Annotated in this window: 17 protein-coding genes; 13 read left to right on the top strand and 4 right to left on the bottom strand. The window is 51.9% G+C overall.

The features are described 5' to 3' along the window. Nucleotides 1-75: 75 nt before the first annotated feature. The 3 genes from ACTF7Q_RS04210 (at nt 76) to ACTF7Q_RS04200 (ending at nt 3286) form a co-directional block, all read left to right on the top strand. Nucleotides 76-426 (top strand): HesB/IscA family protein, encoded by a 351-nt coding sequence (locus ACTF7Q_RS04210; protein WP_438996603.1) that lies wholly within the window; start codon nt 76-78, stop codon nt 424-426. A 74-nt stretch (nt 427-500) separates the two neighbouring features. After that, the gene (locus ACTF7Q_RS04205; protein WP_438996602.1) at nt 501-2324 is read left to right on the top strand and encodes an ABCB family ABC transporter ATP-binding protein/permease; all 1824 of its coding nucleotides are present in this window, start codon (nt 501-503) and stop codon (nt 2322-2324) included. Beyond that, nucleotides 2324-3286 carry an alpha/beta fold hydrolase gene (locus tag ACTF7Q_RS04200; protein ID WP_438996601.1) on the top strand — a complete coding sequence of 321 codons (963 nt, stop codon included), beginning with the start codon at nt 2324-2326 and terminating at the stop codon, nt 3284-3286. The genes ACTF7Q_RS04205 and ACTF7Q_RS04200 overlap by 1 nt, the downstream gene beginning before the upstream one ends. Before the next feature lie 30 nt (nt 3287-3316). Here the strand turns inward: ACTF7Q_RS04200 and ACTF7Q_RS04195 are convergent, their stop codons facing one another. Both ACTF7Q_RS04195 and ACTF7Q_RS04190 read right to left on the bottom strand, forming a co-directional pair. After that, nucleotides 3317-3688 carry a cupin domain-containing protein gene (locus ACTF7Q_RS04195; protein ID WP_438996600.1) on the bottom strand — a complete coding sequence of 124 codons (372 nt, stop codon included), beginning with the start codon at nt 3686-3688 and terminating at the stop codon, nt 3317-3319. A gap of 79 nt (nt 3689-3767) precedes the next feature. Beyond that, nucleotides 3768-4526, bottom strand: a complete 759-nt coding sequence (locus ACTF7Q_RS04190) for an NAD kinase (RefSeq protein ID WP_438996599.1) — start codon at nt 4524-4526, stop codon at nt 3768-3770. A gap of 182 nt (nt 4527-4708) precedes the next feature. Here ACTF7Q_RS04190 and ACTF7Q_RS04185 point away from each other — a divergent pair, with 182 nt between their 5' ends. From ACTF7Q_RS04185 to ACTF7Q_RS04150, 8 genes are all read left to right on the top strand, one after another. Beyond that, nucleotides 4709-5614, top strand: a complete 906-nt coding sequence (locus ACTF7Q_RS04185) for a formate dehydrogenase accessory sulfurtransferase FdhD (protein ID WP_438996598.1) — start codon at nt 4709-4711, stop codon at nt 5612-5614. Nucleotides 5615-5623: 9 nt separating this feature from the next. After that, on the top strand, nt 5624-6286 hold the full coding sequence (gene mobA / locus ACTF7Q_RS04180; RefSeq protein WP_438996597.1) for a molybdenum cofactor guanylyltransferase MobA: 663 nt from the start codon (nt 5624-5626) through the stop codon (nt 6284-6286). Between the two features lie 165 nt (nt 6287-6451). Beyond that, a complete protein-coding gene (locus ACTF7Q_RS04175; protein WP_438996596.1) occupies nt 6452-7393 on the top strand; it encodes a KpsF/GutQ family sugar-phosphate isomerase in 942 nt (313 codons plus the stop codon). A 4-nt stretch (nt 7394-7397) separates the two neighbouring features. Beyond that, entirely contained in the window at nt 7398-8540 is a 1143-nt protein-coding gene (queA, locus tag ACTF7Q_RS04170) for a tRNA preQ1(34) S-adenosylmethionine ribosyltransferase-isomerase QueA (protein ID WP_438996595.1), read from the top strand. Then, nucleotides 8537-9670 (top strand): tRNA guanosine(34) transglycosylase Tgt, encoded by a 1134-nt coding sequence (gene tgt, locus ACTF7Q_RS04165; protein WP_438996594.1) that lies wholly within the window; start codon nt 8537-8539, stop codon nt 9668-9670. The genes queA and tgt overlap by 4 nt, the downstream gene beginning before the upstream one ends. A gap of 48 nt (nt 9671-9718) precedes the next feature. Next, nucleotides 9719-10852, top strand: a complete 1134-nt coding sequence (gene queG / locus ACTF7Q_RS04160; protein ID WP_438996593.1) for a tRNA epoxyqueuosine(34) reductase QueG — start codon at nt 9719-9721, stop codon at nt 10850-10852. Nucleotides 10853-11097: 245 nt separating this feature from the next. After that, on the top strand, nt 11098-11994 hold the full coding sequence (locus tag ACTF7Q_RS04155; RefSeq protein WP_438996592.1) for an MBL fold metallo-hydrolase: 897 nt from the start codon (nt 11098-11100) through the stop codon (nt 11992-11994). A 9-nt stretch (nt 11995-12003) separates the two neighbouring features. Next, nucleotides 12004-12663, top strand: a complete 660-nt coding sequence (locus tag ACTF7Q_RS04150; protein WP_438996591.1) for a glutathione S-transferase family protein — start codon at nt 12004-12006, stop codon at nt 12661-12663. A 319-nt stretch (nt 12664-12982) separates the two neighbouring features. On the opposite strand, the gene ACTF7Q_RS04145 is transcribed toward ACTF7Q_RS04150, so the two are convergent. Further along, on the bottom strand, nt 12983-14284 hold the full coding sequence (locus tag ACTF7Q_RS04145; protein ID WP_438996590.1) for an ammonium transporter: 1302 nt from the start codon (nt 14282-14284) through the stop codon (nt 12983-12985). Between the two features lie 365 nt (nt 14285-14649). Between ACTF7Q_RS04145 and ACTF7Q_RS04140 the strand changes: the two genes are divergently transcribed. Further along, a complete protein-coding gene (locus tag ACTF7Q_RS04140) occupies nt 14650-15591 on the top strand; it encodes a carbohydrate kinase family protein (protein WP_438996589.1) in 942 nt (313 codons plus the stop codon). 9 nt (nt 15592-15600) lie between these two features. After that, complete coding sequence (locus ACTF7Q_RS04135) at nt 15601-16509, top strand: pseudouridine-5'-phosphate glycosidase (protein WP_438996588.1); 909 nt, start codon at nt 15601-15603, stop codon at nt 16507-16509. Nucleotides 16510-16574: 65 nt separating this feature from the next. On the opposite strand, the gene ACTF7Q_RS04130 is transcribed toward ACTF7Q_RS04135, so the two are convergent. Further along, nucleotides 16575-17633 carry an ester cyclase gene (locus ACTF7Q_RS04130; protein ID WP_438996587.1) on the bottom strand — a complete coding sequence of 353 codons (1059 nt, stop codon included), beginning with the start codon at nt 17631-17633 and terminating at the stop codon, nt 16575-16577. Nucleotides 17634-17763 lie beyond the last annotated feature (130 nt).

Raw genomic sequence — 17763 nt, 5'->3', positions numbered from 1 at the left:
TTGATTGGTAGATGCGTGCGTACTATGCCCAAAACTGCACCGTAGTTGGACGGTAAACGTGTGAAAGGATAGATAATGTTTGACCCGAATAAACCGATTGTTACCTTGACGGATAAAGCTGCACAGCATGTTCGGAGCTTGATGGATAAGGCTGATAGCGATGTTATCGGTCTGCGTGTGGGTATCAAGACCACCGGTTGTTCTGGTATGCAATATGATGTCCAGTTTGCAACCGAGCAAAAACCGTTTGAAGATAAGGTCGAAGAAAAGGGCGTGACATTATTCATTGATCCGACAGCCGTGATGTTTCTGATTGGATCGGAGATGGATTGGCAGGAAGATAAGTTTGCTGCTCGATTTGTCTTTAACAACCCCAATGAAATTGCCCGTTGTGGGTGCGGCGAGAGCTTTTCTGTCGCGTCATAATTGGGTTTTTCTGAGACCTGTTTGACACTGTCTTTTCTGATGGTATCTGGCAGCGTTAAAACCAGACGGTGAACATGTCAGAACCGAAGTCAAAAAAGATTATCTCATTACTTGCCGATCTGGCGCGCTATACAATACCGCAAGGGAACTGGCGCGTGCGTGGCCGCATTACCGCGGCCTTTGCTTGTCTTATGGCGGCAAAAGGGTCAAATATCATAACCCCGCTTATGTATGGTGCGGCGGTTGATCTAGTTAATGGTGAGCAGGGATTTGCCATGACAGCCCTAATGTGGGTCGTGGCAGGCTATGCGCTGACACGGCTTGGCCAGCAGGTGTTCAGCGAAGCCAAACAATATCTGTTTGCCAGTGTTGCACAGCGCGCGGTTCGTGGGGCGGCATTGAATGCCTTTCGATACTTACATAAATTATCATTACAATTCCATCTTGACCGGCAGACAGGTGGCCTGACAAGGTCGATTGACCGTGGTGCCAAGGGTATTGAATTTCTGCTGACGATTGCCTTTTTTGAAGTCTTGCCGCTATTTGTCGAAATGCTGTTTGTCAGCGCCATTCTGTGGTCAATGTTCGGGTTTTTCTATGCGGCGGTGACATTTGTGACGGTGATGGCCTATGTCATCTTTACGATTAAGGTGACCGAATGGCGGATTCGGTTCCGGCGTGAAATGAATAATGCCGATGAAAGCGCCGCTACGCGCGCGGTTGATTCGATGCTGAATTACGAAACGGTCAAATATTTCAATGCCGAAGATATTGAAGCTGAGCGCTATGATACGGCGATGCGTAAATATGAGATTATGGCGGTTAAATCACGCACGTCATTGTCGGTGGTCAATATCGGTCAAGGCGCGATTATTGCCATTGGTCTGATGGCGATGATGGGCATGGCAGGTTTGGATATTCAGCGCGGCTTTTTGACCGTTGGTGATTTTGTGATCGTGAATACCTATCTATTACAGCTATATCTGCCGCTTAATTTTCTAGGCTGGGTCTATCGGGAATTGCGCCAATCGCTGGTTGATATGGAACGTATGTTCAAATTGCTGGATGAAGAACCCGATATTGCCGACAAGCCGGATGCTGGCGATCTGGCCGTGGCTGGTGGTGAATTGGTGTTTGACAATGTGCATTTTGCCTATGCTGACCGGCCTATTCTCAAAGGTGTCAGCTTTCGCGTGCCACCTGGCAAACGCACCGCCATTGTTGGTCCAAGCGGTTCTGGCAAAACGACGATTTCGCGGCTGTTATTCCGCTTTTATGATCCAAATCAAGGTAGTATCCGCATAGATGGGCAGGATCTGCGCGATGTAGCGCAAAGTTCACTCCGCAGCGTCATTGGCGTGGTGCCGCAGGATACGGTCATGTTCAATTCAACGATTGGTTATAATATAGGCTATGGGCGGCATGATGCCAGTCAGGCTGATATTGAAGCGGCGGCCAAGGCGGCGGCGATTGATGGCTTTATCAGCAAATTACCCGATGGCTATGATACACGTGTTGGTGAACGTGGGCTGAAACTGTCGGGTGGTGAAAAACAGCGCGTTGCGATTGCCCGGGCGATTTTGAAAAAGCCGGCGATCTTTCTGTTTGATGAAGCAACATCGGCGCTGGATAGCCGCACCGAAAAGGATATTCAACTTTCGCTCAATGATATTTCGCGGAGCCAGACTACATTGGTTATTGCACACCGGCTTTCGACTGTTGTCGATGCTGACGAAATTCTGGTGCTTGCTGATGGTGAGATATGCGAGCGTGGTACGCATCGCCAGCTCCTGGCCAAAAACGGCCTCTATGCCACGATGTGGCAACGCCAGTCAGACGGATTTATGGATGATGATGCGGCGACTGATTATGATAGGCCGCAAGAGGTCATAAGCTGATGTATCGCCATGCCAGCGAAGCGGGGCTTGTCTTGCCGTCTGGTGCTGATGTCAATTTGCCCTATGATGGCCATAATCTGCGCGGGCATCTGGCTGAAATAGCTAATGAAACGGCGGTGCGAGGGCATGTTCTGCTATGTCCGGGATTTACCGAATTTTGCGAAAAATATAGCGATGTAATCCAGCAATTCAACAATCGTGGTTATAATGTTTTGGCGATAGATTGGCCCGGACAAGGCATGTCGGGGCATCTAGGGCGGCATCGCATGGCGGTGCATTGTGACAGCTTTGACCAGCATATCGGCGCGATGGACAGATTGATCGCGGCGGTTGGCTGGCAAGATAGGCCAGTGATGCTGTTTGGTCATTCGATGGGCGGGCATCTGGCTTTGCGCTTGTGCCAGCATCTGGGGGCGCAGGTGCAGGCGGCGATTATCCTGTCGCCGATGATCGTGCCGCCGGTGATGCCTGTATGGATGGTGCGCCTGATCACGCAGTCGCTTGTGATGGCGGGGTTTGGACGTTCCTATCTGCCGTTTACAAAGCCGCCAGCGCTTGATTATATCAGGCAGTTCCGTCCGCATAATGCGCTGTCACGCGATAAAGCTGGATATGAAAGCCAATTTGTCTGGTTTGACGATAATCCCGAATTACGGCGTAGTCAGCCAACCGCAGGCTGGGTGCACGCTGCCTATGACTCATGTGCGCGCACGACATTGAACAAAGACTGGATGGCGGCGATAGATTGTCCGGTACTGGGCTTACTGGCTGGTGATGAACGGGTGGTGCATAAAGCGTCTAGCGACCGGATGCTGGCTTGCCTGGCGCATCTGACGCGCTATGAATATGACGAGGCGCGGCATGAATTGCTGAATGAAAAGCCCGATGTGGTGGCGGATATATGGACGCGGATCGATGCGTTTATCGATGCGGTTCTGGCAGCCGAGGTCAAAGCCGTTTGAAATAGCGGCTAAGTAAGGTCTGGCGCTGCATTAAGTAGGCTCGCCGCCATCGGGGCCATAGAAGATCACCCATGTTGTCATGCTCTCGCCAAACTGGGTAAAGCGATGCGGTACGCCAGCGGCGACAAACAGAAAATCACCCGGGGCGAATGGCACACGTTCGTCCGCCATCTCGAAAATGCCCGTGCCATCAATTATGATATAGGCTTCATCCTGACGATGCGGGGTTTGATAGTCGGCTTTTTTTGGTTCGTATAGCTCAACTTTGAGGGTGCCATGTTCGTATAAGGTGGCAAATTTCTGTGCCGCATCATTCACAGTTACTTCGGACAGTGCCTTACGTGCTCTGGATAGGCTGATATGCGCACATTGTGCAGGCCTCTGGGGGGATTCCTGTGTCATATGTCTGCTCCATCAAATCAAGAGGTTGATCATGCAATATCATAGACTGAAATATGTTAATAAATGATGAACAGGCTTATTAAACTAAAAATTGTTCCTGAATCGCACGTTCAGTCAAAGAGAAGCCAGGATCATATAGTAAATTCAACGTAATATCGCGCGCCTGAGCGACGGAAACATGTTTGACATGGCGAAATTCGGTGCTGTCAGCACTTACACTAAGCGGTCTGAAGTCAGGTTCCAGATTGACCAGCTCAACAGCCGATGTTTCTGGAAGCAATGCCCCACGCCAGCGCCGTGGCCGGAATGGCGAGATCGGTGTCAAGGCCATCAATTCGGTGCCAAGCGGAATGACGGGCCCATGCGCCGACAGATTATAGGCGGTCGAGCCGACAGGCGTTGCTAGCAAAACACCATCACAGATCAGCTGTTCAAGTTTGTTTTTGCCATCGACAGAAATATTGATATGAGCGGCGTTATGCGTCTGGCGCAATAATGACACTTCGTTGATCGCCAGCGCTTCGTGCGTTGTGCCATCCTTGTTGGTGGCGATCATGCGCAACGGATGCAGTGCGGCTGTTTCGGCGGCGGCAATGCGTTCGGGTAGTTCGGCACTGGCATAATGATTCATCAAAAAGCCAAGATGCCCGCAATTCATCCCGAACACAGGCAAACCAGATGTCATGGTTTCATGCAGAACATTAAGCATATGCCCGTCACCGCCAAGCGCAACGATATGGGTGGCGTCAGCCAGCGCGTTATGACCATAAAAATCGACAAGCTGTTGCAGGCGAATTCTGGCCAGATCATGATTTGATGCGTTAAAATGGATCTTCATAAATAACCTATTGCCCTGTGTGCGCATGATGCGCGCCATGATGCCAGAAGCGGTGATAAAGCGTCTGTATTTGAAATGAGCATAATCATTTTATCAGGTAAAGGCAAAATTAGGACGTATGAATAAGGTATTTAGGATAAAAGGCTTGAAAGAGGAGGGGCGTTTCCGCCACTGTTGTCTGCATGAGTGATAAACCACAAAACGCGCCATCCTTGTTGATCGCGCCTGAACCTGATGCCGAAGGTCTGACGCAGACTGTCTCCGGGCTGAATGAAGCTGGCGCGCCAATCAATCTGCCTGTCGTTACCGAAAAACCGATTACGCTGTTTCTGAATAATCAGGAAATTGTGACTTCGATGACGTTAGGCGACTGGGTGCCCGAACTGGCGGTCGGGTATTTTTTGAATCAGAATATGCTACGCCAGGATGATCAGATTACCAGCGTAGATATTGATGATGATCTGGGCGTCTGTATTGTCCGCACCGCGCGTGAAACCGATTTTGAAGCCAAGATGAAACGCAAAATCCGCACCAGCGGCTGTGCCGAAGGTACCGCCTATGGTGATATGATGGAACGGTTTGACGATATCAAATTGGCCGCCGATGCTCGCTTTAAGGCAAGTTGGCTTGTCGGTCTGTCAAAAGCTATCAATACCACGCCCAGTCTGTATCTTAGCGCCGGAGCGATACATGGATGTGTATTGTGCAAGGCACATCAGCCGCTGGTCTATATGGAAGATATAGGCCGTCATAATGCGGTTGATAAAATTGCCGGCTGGATGTTTTTGAACAAGGTCGCATCGCAGGATAAGATTTTTTATACAACCGGACGTTTGACCACCGAAATGGTGATCAAGACCGTGCAGATGCAGATTCCGATTCTGGTCTCGCGTTCGGGCTTTACGGCGGCGGCTGTCGAGCTGGCGCGCGCGGCTGACCTGACGCTGATCGGACGCGCCAAGGGCAAACGCTTTATCGCGTTGGCTGGTGAACAGCGGATCGATTTTGATATTGAAACAGGCGGTGAAGTGGGGGATGTCGAATTTGCCGATAGCCCATCGCGCCAGCGCGCCCAACAAGATAAATGAGCATGACAGATGAGTTCAGATACAGATAGTGATCGACCTTTACCTGGTGATCTTCATGACCATCTAGGTTATTTGCTGCTTGCTGGCGGGCAGTCACGGCGTATGGGTGGTGGTGACAAAAACCTGATGCTACTTGGTGGCAAGCCGCTATTGCAGCATGTGCTTGACCGCGTTGATATTGGCACCGCGCCGGTACTGTTGAATGCGAATGGCGATGCGGAACGTTATGCCAGCTTTGATATGCCAGTTCGCGCTGATGTGGTTGATGGCTATGCCGGCCCGTTGGCGGGCATATTGACTGGATTGGAATGGGCGGCACGCGCCCATCCGGATATCACCCATATGATCAGCCTTGCTACCGATGCGCCGTTTCTGCCGCGTGACTTGTCAGCCCGGCTAATGGCGGGGTTGATCGATGCGGGGGCAGATATAGCCCAAGCCGCCTCGCCAGATAATAGAGATGGGAAAATCAGACGGCATCCGGTGTTTGCGATCTGGCCGGTGGCGTTGGCCGTTGATTTGCGACATGCGCTGGTTAATCAGGACATCCGCAAGATTGATGATTTTACCGCCCGTTATCATTGTGCGGTAGTGCCTTTTGAAGGGACGCCTGATCCCTTTATGAATCTGAATCGCCCCGAAGATTTCGCTATGGCGCAAGATTATATTTAGACCTCTGCTGTCGTAGGGATAGTCTGGCAGGGATGGTTTGGCATTTATATGCTGTGCTGACAAAAACCATGTGCCATCTTGTGATTGGTGCTTTTGCGCGTTACATAGGCACTGTGGATATGCGCTTAAGCAAGCGTTTGGCAGGGTGGAACATGAGGATCAATAATGGCGAGTGACGCGATTACCGCAGCACAGGGGCTTTTTACCGCCTATCATGAAGCTCTGACGCGACTGGAAAAAGGGCTTGGCACCGGTTTTAGCGCGGCAGTTGATATGATGCTGGATACGGCTGGCCATGTGGTGGTCTGCGGTATGGGTAAATCAGGTTTGGTTGGCCGCAAGATTGCAGCAACGCTGGCGTCAACGGGGACACCATCACTGTTTTTACATCCTGCCGAGGCAATCCATGGTGATCTGGGTATGGTGCGGCGCGGTGATGTTGTTTTGTTGATGTCGCATTCGGGCGAAACCGAGGAAGTTATCCGCCTGTTACCGGCGTTAAAGCGGCTCGAAACACGGATTATCGCCTTTACAAGCAATGCCAATAGCACGATGGCGCGCGAAGCCGAAATTGCCCTTGATATTTCGGTTGATCGCGAGGCCTGTCCGCTTAATCTGGCACCAACAACGTCCAGCCTGAATACATTGGTGCTTGGCGATGCGCTGGCGGTTGCTTTGATGGAAAAGCGCGGCTTTGAAGCGGCTGATTTTGCCGCGACGCATCCTGGTGGGGCTTTGGGACGACGCCTGCTGACGCATGTGCGTGACCGGATGCGGGTGGAAAATCTGCCCTTTGTCGATGCTGATAGCACCGTTCAGGATGCGCTGATTACCATGACCGAAGGGCGGCTTGGCCTGGCACTTGTCGGTACGGCTGAAAAGCTGGATGGGATATTAACTGATGGCGATTTACGCCGTTTGCTGGTGTCGGGTGTCGATTTGGCTGGGACGCGTGTTGGCGATGTGGCAAGTGCCGATCCCTTGTCGATTGCGCCGGATGCGATGATGAATGAAGCCGAGGAAAAGATGCTCGAAGCCCGGATACAGTGTCTTGTGGTGAAGGATGATCAGGCGGTAGTTGTTGGTATTTTGCAGATTTTTGAATAGGCTTATGAAACTTTCCGATTTTGATTTTGATCTGCCACCCGACCGGATCGCCACAGCGCCAGCGCAACCGCGTGATAGCGCGCGGCTTCTGGATCTTTCGGGTGCGGCTATAGCAGACCGGCATGTTGGTGATCTGCCTGATCTTTTGCGGGCAGGTGATCTGTTGATCGTCAATGATACCTCGGTTATTCCAGCACGACTTATAGGCAAGCGTGGTGAAGCCAAAATCAGCGTGACATTACATAAATATGAGGGACATAAAAATGGGGGGGATGCGATCTGGCGGGTATTTGCCAAACCAGCCAAGAAATGCCGCCCTGATGATATTATCATGTTTGCACCGGACTTTGGCGCCCGCGTTCTAGGGCGGGGGGCAAGCGGTGATGTCGAACTAGCCTTTATTGATCCAAGGTCAGGCGCGGCGCTGGATACCACGGCGTTGCATGCCGGACTTGATAAATATGGCACAATGCCGTTGCCGCCTTATATTGCCCGGCCTGATGGGGTGCTTGATGCCGACCTTGAGGATTATCAGACGATGTTTGCCAGTCAGCGCGGGGCGGTTGCCGCCCCAACGGCGGGGTTGCATTTTACCGATGGGCTGACCAGCGCATTACAGGCCAAAGGCGTCGCTATTGCGGCGGTGACATTGCATGTTGGTGCGGGTACGTTTCTGCCCGTTACGGTTGAGACTATCGCCGAACATAAGATGCATTCCGAATGGGGTGCGGTTCCGGCAGATGTCGCTGCCAAAATTATCGCCACCAAACAAGCTGGCGGGCGGGTGGTTGCGGTTGGCACAACCAGCCTGCGTATTCTGGAAGCCAGCTTCGCCGCACTTGGTCACATTGGCAGTTTTGCTGGTGAAACGGATATTTTTATCACCCCGGGCTTTCAATTCAATGTTGTCGATATGCTGATGACAAATTTTCATCTGCCGAAATCAACATTGCTGATGCTGGTCAGTGCCTTTGCTGGTCATGCCCCGATTATGGCGGCCTATGAACATGCCATTGCATCGGGGTATCGGTTCTTTTCCTATGGCGATGCCTGCCTCTTATCGCATAATCTATTAGCGCATGATCTTTTATCGCATGATCTGTCGGCTAATGATCGGCCTGCACAATCCGAAACGGACACAAAATGACCGCTTTTTCCTATGATCTGCTCACTACCGATGGTGCGGCGCGGCGTGGCCGCCTACACACCGCCTGGGGTGTTGTTGAAACGCCGGTTTTCATGCCCGTTGGTACCGCCGCTACGGTTAAGGGGATGATGCCGGAATCGGTCAAATCAACAGGTGCCAGCATTATTCTGGCGAATACCTATCATCTGATGTTGCGGCCTGGTGCCGAACGTGTCGGGCGGCTTGGCGGGGTGCGCAAAATGATGGGCTGGGATGGTCCATTATTGACTGACTCGGGTGGTTTTCAAGTGATGTCGCTGGGCCCGTTGCGCAAGCTTGATGAAGATGGTGTGACCTTTAAATCGCATCTTGATGGTAGCAAGCACCGGCTAACGCCCGAACGATCTACCGAAATTCAGCATCTGCTGGATGCAACAATCACTATGGCTTTTGATGAATGTACGCCCTTTCCGGCGGAAGAGGCGGTGGCGGCAGACTCCATGCGGCTGTCGATGCGCTGGGCAAAGCGATCCCGCGATGCCTTTGTGCCGCGCGAAGGCTATGGCCAGTTTGGCATCGTGCAAGGGTCGATCTTTGCCGATTTGCGCGCCGAGTCAGTGGCCGCATTGACCGATATTGGCTTTGAAGGCTATGCGATTGGCGGGCTTGCCGTGGGTGAGGGACAAGAGGCGATGTTCGAAGCGCTGGAATTCACCACGCCTTTAATGCTAACGGATAAGCCGCGCTATCTGATGGGGGTTGGCAAGCCATCCGATTTGGTTGGCGGGGTGGCGCGCGGGGTCGATATGTTCGATTGTGTGCTGCCAACACGATCCGGGCGGACTGGTCAAGGCTTTACCCGCCGCGGCCCGATCAATATCAAGAATGCTCGCCATGCCGAAGATAACCGTCCGATTGACGAGGCCTGTAGCTGTCCAGCCTGTACGCGGTTTTCGCGTGCCTATCTGCATCATCTGTTCAAAGCCGATGAAGTGCAGGGGCTGATGCTGTTGAGCTGGCATAATATCCAATATTATCAGGATCTGATGGCTGATATGCGGGCGGCGATCGAGGCTGGCAGATTTGCACAATTCGAAAAAAACTTTCATGCTATGCAGAGCCTTGGTGATATCGATCCGCTAGATCCTTAAGAACAATTACTTAAGAATATTTACTTGAGAACACTGATAGGAGCCTTGATGTCAAAATCTGTGGTTTCACACGATATGAACAAGCTGAAAGCATGGCTGGTTGCCGATGCCAAGGCGGCTGGCTTTGCCGATATCGGGATCACAAAGGCAGTGCATTCACAGCGTACCACCGACGGATTAGCCCAATTTCTGGACGATGACTTTGAGGGCGATATGGCGTGGTTGCGCGATACAGCCGACCGACGCCAGCAACCCCATGCGATGTGGGACGACGCGCGCACGGCGATTGTTCTGGGGATGAATTACGGCCCCGACCATAATCCGATGGATAATCTGGCAGTGCGCGATAAAGGCAATATTTCGGTCTATGCGCGCGGGCGGGATTATCATGCGGTGATTAAAGGCAAGCTGAAACAGCTGGCAGGCCGTCTGGCGGCAAAATCAGGCTGGCAGGTCAAGGTTTTTGTCGATACCGCGCCCTTGATGGAAAAGCCGCTAGGGCAGACTGCCGGTATTGGTTGGCAAGGCAAACATACGAATTTGGTGTCGCAGACACATGGTTCATGGCTGTTTTTAGGGACGATCCTGACCGATGGTGAATTGCCCTATGATGAGGCGCAAAGCGATCATTGCGGCAGTTGCACAAACTGCCTTGATATTTGCCCGACTGATGCGTTTCCTGCGCCCTATCGGCTTGATGCGCGGCGCTGTATTTCCTATCTGACAATCGAACATAAAGGCCAGATACCCACAGAATTCAGAACCAATATAGGCAACCGCATCTTTGGCTGTGATGATTGTCTGGCGGTATGTCCGTGGAATAAATTCGCGCAGGCCGCATCCGAACAGAAACTGGCGGCACAGGTGGAAACAGTGTTGCCAGCATTGGATCATCTGTTGGGGCTGGATGAGGCCAGATTCCGCGCAGAATTTGCCAATACGCCAGTCCGCCGCGCAGGGCATGAGCGGTTTTTGCGCAATGTGCTGGTGGCGGCGGGCAATAGCGCGGATATGGGGCTGGTGCCGATGATTATCCCGCATCTGGATCATGTAAGCGGGCTGGTGCGTGGCATGGCGGTTTGGGCTTTGCGGCAGGTGCTGGATGAGGCGGATTTTGCTACCATGAAGGCGCGCTATGCAAGTGTCGAGACGGATCAGGATGTTGCGGCCGAGTGGGGCTAGCTGTTCATGATCAGACGCCTAGCCAACTTCATGGCCAGCTTCATGGCTAGATGTGTGATCAGATGTTTTTGAATATCGTCTGATTTTCTGTTATCATTTATAGAATATTTCGATGTTATGTCTGACCGCCCGGTTTGATGGCGGCCAGATTTTATCCCGGAACAGGGTAACGTGATCTCTTTTTGAATAGTGTCCGGCACATGTAACCAGACTGACTATCGCTATTCAATTAGGGGGAGCATATCATGATATCGGTAAGACTTTGGCTAAAGCGGGCTGTCATGGTCAGCTTTATGCTGTGCGCGTCTATGGTGCCACATTCTGCTGCGTGGGCGCAGGACGCGCCAATCGTTTCAAAATTATCCAAAAATATCTATTCGATCTATTGGGGATTCTTTAACAGTTTGGTGGTTATTGGCAAGAAAGGTGTATTGATTACTGACCCGGCCAATAATAACCGTGCGGCGGTTTTAAAGGCTGAAATTGCCAAGCTGACCGATTTGCCTGTCACCTATATCGTGTTATCGCATGAACATTTTGACCATGTCGGCGGTGTCAGTGCCTTTCCGCAGGCAAAATTAGTTGCCCAGAAAAATATCCATGCGGTATTGCCGCTTGATCCGCTTGATCTGGCGCCTGACGATATCGATATCACCTTCGAGAATAAATATACCATCAATATGGGCACAACCGATGTCGAGATGCATTTCATGGGCGCTGGTGATGGCGTGGCCACCACGGTTGTCTATCTGCCCTGGGAAGGTGTTATCTTTACCGCCGATCTTTATGAAGACAAACGGCTGACACCAGCTTCGTTTCTGGATGACACCAATATGCTGGGCGTGCGACGCATTTTGAACCGGATAGGGCAATGGCCGTTAAAACATGCTGTTACCGCTCATTCCAAATCCACCAGCCCACAGATTTTGCGGGATAATATCCGTTATTTCAATGATCTGTATGATGCGGTTTATCCGCCTATTGCAAAGGCCGCGGCATCGGATAATCCGTTTGCCATGTTTGGATTGCTCGACAGTTTACCTGGTACAGTGACGCTTGACGAATATTCTGACTGGGATGGCTATGAACATTTATTCGGGCATGTAAGGCGGATGGCCTTGTCGATCATTCATGGTGGATAGGAGTCATAGATGTCATCTTACAAACTCTACATAACTAATAAAAACTATTCATCATGGTCATTGCGGTTATGGCTGTTGATGCGGGCGTTTGATATTCCCTTCACCGAAAAAATGGTGCCCCTTGATCACGATGTGAAAATTCCGACCTTGGACGGTATCTCGCCAACAGGCAAGGTGCCATGTTTGGTTGATGGCGATGTGACCGTCTGGGAAAGTCTGGCGATTACCGAATATCTTGCCGAAAAGCACCCGACCAAAATGCTGTGGCCTTTATCAGAATCTATGCGCAGCCATGCTCGCGCCATCAGTGCCGAAATGCATGCTGGTTTTAGCGCCTTGCGCACGGCATGTCCGATGAATATGCGGCGTCCACTATCGGTGTTGACAGTGGCAGATGATGTTAAGGCCGATATAGCGCGGATCATTGATATCTGGCACGATTGTATGGCGCGCTATGAGGGGCCGTTTCTGTTTGGCCATTTCACCATTGCCGATGCCATGTATGCGCCAGTTTATAGTCGGATCAAAACCTATGGTCTGGCGGGTGGTGCGACGCAAAAGGCGATGATAGCGCGCTATGGACAAGCACTGGAATCGATGCCCGCCTGGCAAGAATGGCATGAGGCAGCATTGGCAGAAACGGCGATTGTCTCCGTCAATGAGGTATAGGGGCGGGTGCCGATAAGGCTAAATGATAGCTAGTAATCTATGTGGCGGCAAACGCGTCTATTTAAATAAGCCATGTTGGGTCAAGCGTTTGCACAACCAATTTTGTCGCCACCGGTTGATTACCCATGGCTTTCATGCGCCATTTTGCATTTGCATCGGCAAATTTTGGATCAGTCAGAAATGTGGTGACTTTGATAATGTTCTTTTAACAGCAAACACAAAAAGGCGGGGGATTGGGCCCCGCCTTTGTTATTCTGTGATGAATGGCCAATGTGATTATCGCCACTTTGACTAAGATCAATATGGTCAGGGCAAATGCCTATTTCGTGTGATAGCCATATTCGCCATGCTGGGTGATATCTAGGCCTTCGATTTCATCCTGTGTATCAACGCGCAGACCACCTGTCGTTGCGCTAATGACTTTCAGGATCACAAAGCTGGCTATCGCTGTCCAGATCACGGTGATGATAACCGAACTGAACTGTACCCATAGCTGTGATGCGGCCGATACGCCGTCAGCAAGGCCAAGGCCGCCAAAGGCTGGCAAGGCTAGATAGGCAACAAGCAGACTGCCCAGAATGCCGCCCACACCATGCACGGCAAACACATCAAGCGAGTCATCGATTTTCAACTTCACGCGGATAAGGTCAACTGCCATATAGCACGCGCCACCGCCAACAAGACCAAGGATCAAACCGCCTGGAACGCCGATGAAGCCAGAGGCCGGTGTCACTGTGGCAAGGCCTGCCACCATGCCGGTCACAATGCCGACAAGCGATGGCCGGCCAAAGCGGAGCCATTCGATCACCATCCACACTAGCGACGCGGTCGCGGCGGCGATATGCGTGACAAGCAAGGCCATGCCTGCACCCGATCCAGCACCCAATGCCGAACCGCCATTAAAACCAAACCAGCCAATCCACAGCATGCTGGCACCGATCATGGTCAATACCGGACTATGCGGCGGGGTTACGGATTCAGGAAAATTGCGGCGTTGGCCAAGCACGATGGCGCATACCAATGCGGCGGTGCCTGCGGTAGCATGCACAACGATGCCGCCAGCAAAATCCATCACGCCCCATGCGGCCATAATGCCGCCACCCCATACCCAATGGGTCACAGGCGCATAAACAACCAGAAGCCAGATCGCCGAAAACAGCAGAACAGCCGAAAATTTCATGCGTTCGACATAAGCACCAATCACCAAGGCCGGGGTGATGATGGCAAAGGTCATCTGGAAAGCGGCAAAGACAGATTCAGGAATCGTGCCTGACATGCTATCAAGCCCGATCTCTGCCATGAACATGTTGCCAAGGCTGCCAAACCATGCGCCGTCGCCACTAAAGGCTAGCGAATAACCCGCAATAACCCAGAGGATCGACATCAGACAGGCGATAGCAAAATGATGCATCAACACCGAAACGATATTCTTTGATTGCACAAGGCCAGCATAGAAAAGCGCCAAGCCAGGCAAGGTCATAAACAGGACCAGGGCGGTCGCGGTCAAAATCCACGCGGTGTCGCCACTATTGACCGCATCAGACGCGAAGGCTGGCGTTGTCGCCATGCCAAAACTGGATAGTGCCATAAAAGCAGAGGCCATCGAAACAAAACTACGCATTATATTCTCCGTTTGACTGGGGATATTTATCACCCCCGCATTACTTTTTGGCTAGTGTCGTCGGCGTCGGTGAAATAGCAAGATGATTGCTTTTATTATAGGCAAAATTGCCCAAAATGATGAAAATTGATGCAATCATGCGCGATGAAGCCCAATTTTTGAGCATTTATATATCTGGGTTACCGTTTGTAATCGTTATTTTGGGGTAGCTGTTTCAGAGATACTGACTTTGCCATAGCAAAGCGGCATAGTAGGGGCTGTTTTTGATTGTCCCATATGACCAATGGATGATGGCCAATGGATGATAGTAAACAATGTTGATAGTGGATGATGGTAAACAATGTTGATAGTGAATGATGCCCCCTGTGTCCGATAGTCATAGCGTATCTTTGCCATCGATCCTGGTGATTGGCGGTGCCAATATCGATATCACGGCAACGTCATCCTATGGCGATCTGGTGCTTGAGGAGTCGAATAAGGGCGATGTGAATTTTGGCTGTGGCGGCGTTGCGCGCAATCTGGCCGAAAATCTGGGGCGTCTGGGTCTGACGCCCCAATTGGTCAGCGTTTTTGGCGATGACATGCTAGGGCAACGCCTGCAGCAAAGCTGTATTGATGGTGGGGTGAGGCTGGATCATGCGATCATCCGTGGCGGGGCAAAAACCGATAGTTATGTCAGTATCCATGATGGCAAGGGTGAAATGTATGTCGCGCTACACCAGATGGCGCTGATAGACAGTCTGACGCCTGATTATATTGCGGCTATCGATCCGGTGCTGGCGACGGCTGATGCGCTGGTGCTTGATGCCAATCTGCCAGCCGAGACGCTGGCACGTATTTTCGCGCGTGCTGATGGCAAGGCGGTGTTCTGCGATTGTGTATCGGCGCTAAAAGCGCATAAGCTGATTCCGTTTTTGGGTCAGATTACCTGTCTTAAAGCCAATTTGGCTGAAGCCCGGGTGCTGACGGGTCTGGGACAGGATGCGCAGACACATACGCTGTTGGATGGTTTGCACCCGACCGGTGTTGGACAGATTATCATGTCGGATGGGGCCAATGGCTTTGTCGCGGTGACAAAGCATGATAAGGTGGCCAGAATACCCAATGTGACAGAGACAGTGAATGTATCGGGGGCTGGTGATGCCTTGCTGGCTGGATTTGTCTATGGCTGGGCGCATGATATGGCATGGGACGCGCGGGCGGATTTTGCCCATGGTGTGGCGCAATTCACTTTATCATCCCGTAATGCGGTGCATGCTGATATAACGGCGGCATATATTCATGCGCATTATGCGCCCGTTTCTTAGGATCCGAAGATGATTGACTATACTGACGAAGTTGCCGATGCGCGGGCTGATAACAAGGCCATTGTCGCGCTGGAATCGACCATCATTTCGCATGGATTACCCTGGCCAGAAAATCTGGACACAGCCAAACGGCTGGAAGCGGCGGTGCGCGCGGCAGGTGCGGTGCCAGCAACGATTGCTGTGCTTGATGGGCGTGTCAAGATTGGTCTGGATGCAGATGATCTGGAACGGCTGGCCGCCCCCGATGGTGATGTCTGGAAGCTGAGCCGTCGTGATCTGCCGCAGATTCTGGCACAAAAGGGACATGGTGCCACGACTGTGGCTGCGACGATGATTCTGGCGCAAAAAGCAGGTATCAGGGTGTTTGCCACCGGCGGTATTGGTGGTGTGCACCGCGGTGCTCAACAGAATTTTGATATTTCGGCCGATTTGCAGGAACTGGCCAAAAGCGATGTTGCGGTGATCTGTGCGGGGCCAAAGGCGATCCTTGATCTGCCGCTAACGCTGGAATATCTGGAAACGCAAGGGGTTCCGGTGATTGGCTATCAGACCGATGAACTGCCCGCCTTCTGGTCACGCACATCGGGGCTGAAGCTGACCAGCCGGGCTGAAACGCCTGCCGAGATTGCCGACATCCTGACAGCGAAATGGTCATTCGGGTTGGCTGGCGGCGCGGTGATTATGAATCCGGTGCCAGAAGAGGATGCGATTGCCGAGGCCGATATCAAAGCCGCGATTGAGGCGGCGCTGGCCGCGGCCGATGAACAGGCGATCAGTGGCAAGGGTTTAACGCCCTTTCTGCTTCAGCATATGGTCGCTTTGACAGGGGGAGATTCATTGAAAACGAATATCGCGCTGGTGCTACACAATGCCCGTCTGGCCGCCAATATTGCCGTTGCGATGGCTTCGGCGTCCTGAACTAGCCTGATTGCCGATAGAAAGGTCAAAGAATAAAGGTGACCTGCTAGGTGCTGACGTAAACGCTAAAGGTCGCGTTTGGGGTCGCCGCGCAGATGTCGAAGCCGGGCAAATACATCAAAGCCCATCTGATAGAGAATATATAGAATGTCGATTGGCACCCAGTTTTCGATGATCTTGCCATCGACAAGATGATAAAAATCCATCACCCGCATTTCGACATGTGTCCCAGTTGCTGGCAAGCCCAGCCATTCGCCTACATGCGTGCCCGTTACCGATGGCCAGCCGCCAGTGACGACGAAATTACCATCGCCGATACGGATATAATGTCCAGCGCCACGGCGATCGGGAAAGCCTGTCAGAAAGGGTATCTGATGATGGGCGCGGAAACCGTCCATGCCGCGCGTCGTGCCAATGCCAGCCGGGCCATACCACAGGAATGCCTCGCCCCAATAAGCGCCATGCTGCATGCTGTCGAGGGACTTGCCGTCAAATGTGAGCAAAGCGTTATGCATCTCTATGACGGTGTTAAAGGCACGCGCGCCAGCGGCGGAATCCTGTTGATCAAGGCGGATGCCAGCACCGCCAAAGGGCGGTTGCCATGCACCTTCGGCACCCAATGATGGCGCTATCGGCCAGACATGCGCCTGGCGCATCAGATCAAGCAGATCAATCATCATGTAGGAATGGGCGATCTTGTCATCAACAATATGATGCACCTCGCAACTGCGGATCGTCACCACGCCATTGGTCGCTGGAATGCCGCATAAATCATGCGTAAAGGTGCCTTGATAATGCCCCATCGTCGCGATCAGCACGCGCCCTGTGAGGGCATCATCCATGCGCGCGTCAGGCTTGCTAAAGCCGCCGGTAAAAATGCTGTCACGTCGTTCCATATCGGGAAGTGCAGTGCGCAACTGGCTCCAAACATCTTTAATGGCATCATGCCCCTGAAGTTTGTTAAAAGGGTGACTTGCCCATAAATGCGCATCAGCATGATAGGCATCTTTGATATCAGCACCCTGCGCCAGACTATGCAAAAGCCCATGCGCGGTTTTTTTGGCTGCAATAATGGTGTCATCATTCATCGTGTCATCATTCATCTTGTCATCATTCTGGGTCATATCAGATCCGGCGTGGCTGGGGTGTTGGCTTGATAGTTTAGCAGTCATAACTTTACCATGACCTATTTTGAATAGGTATGCAAAAACTCTTGCCAAAGTTTTTGATTGCTGTCTAGGTTTGGGCAGGTTT

This window comes from Puniceispirillum sp. (SeqCode) (assembly GCF_965657105.1).
Classification (GTDB): domain Bacteria; phylum Pseudomonadota; class Alphaproteobacteria; order Puniceispirillales; family Puniceispirillaceae; genus Puniceispirillum.
This window is presented reverse-complemented; position numbering and strand designations above follow the sequence as displayed.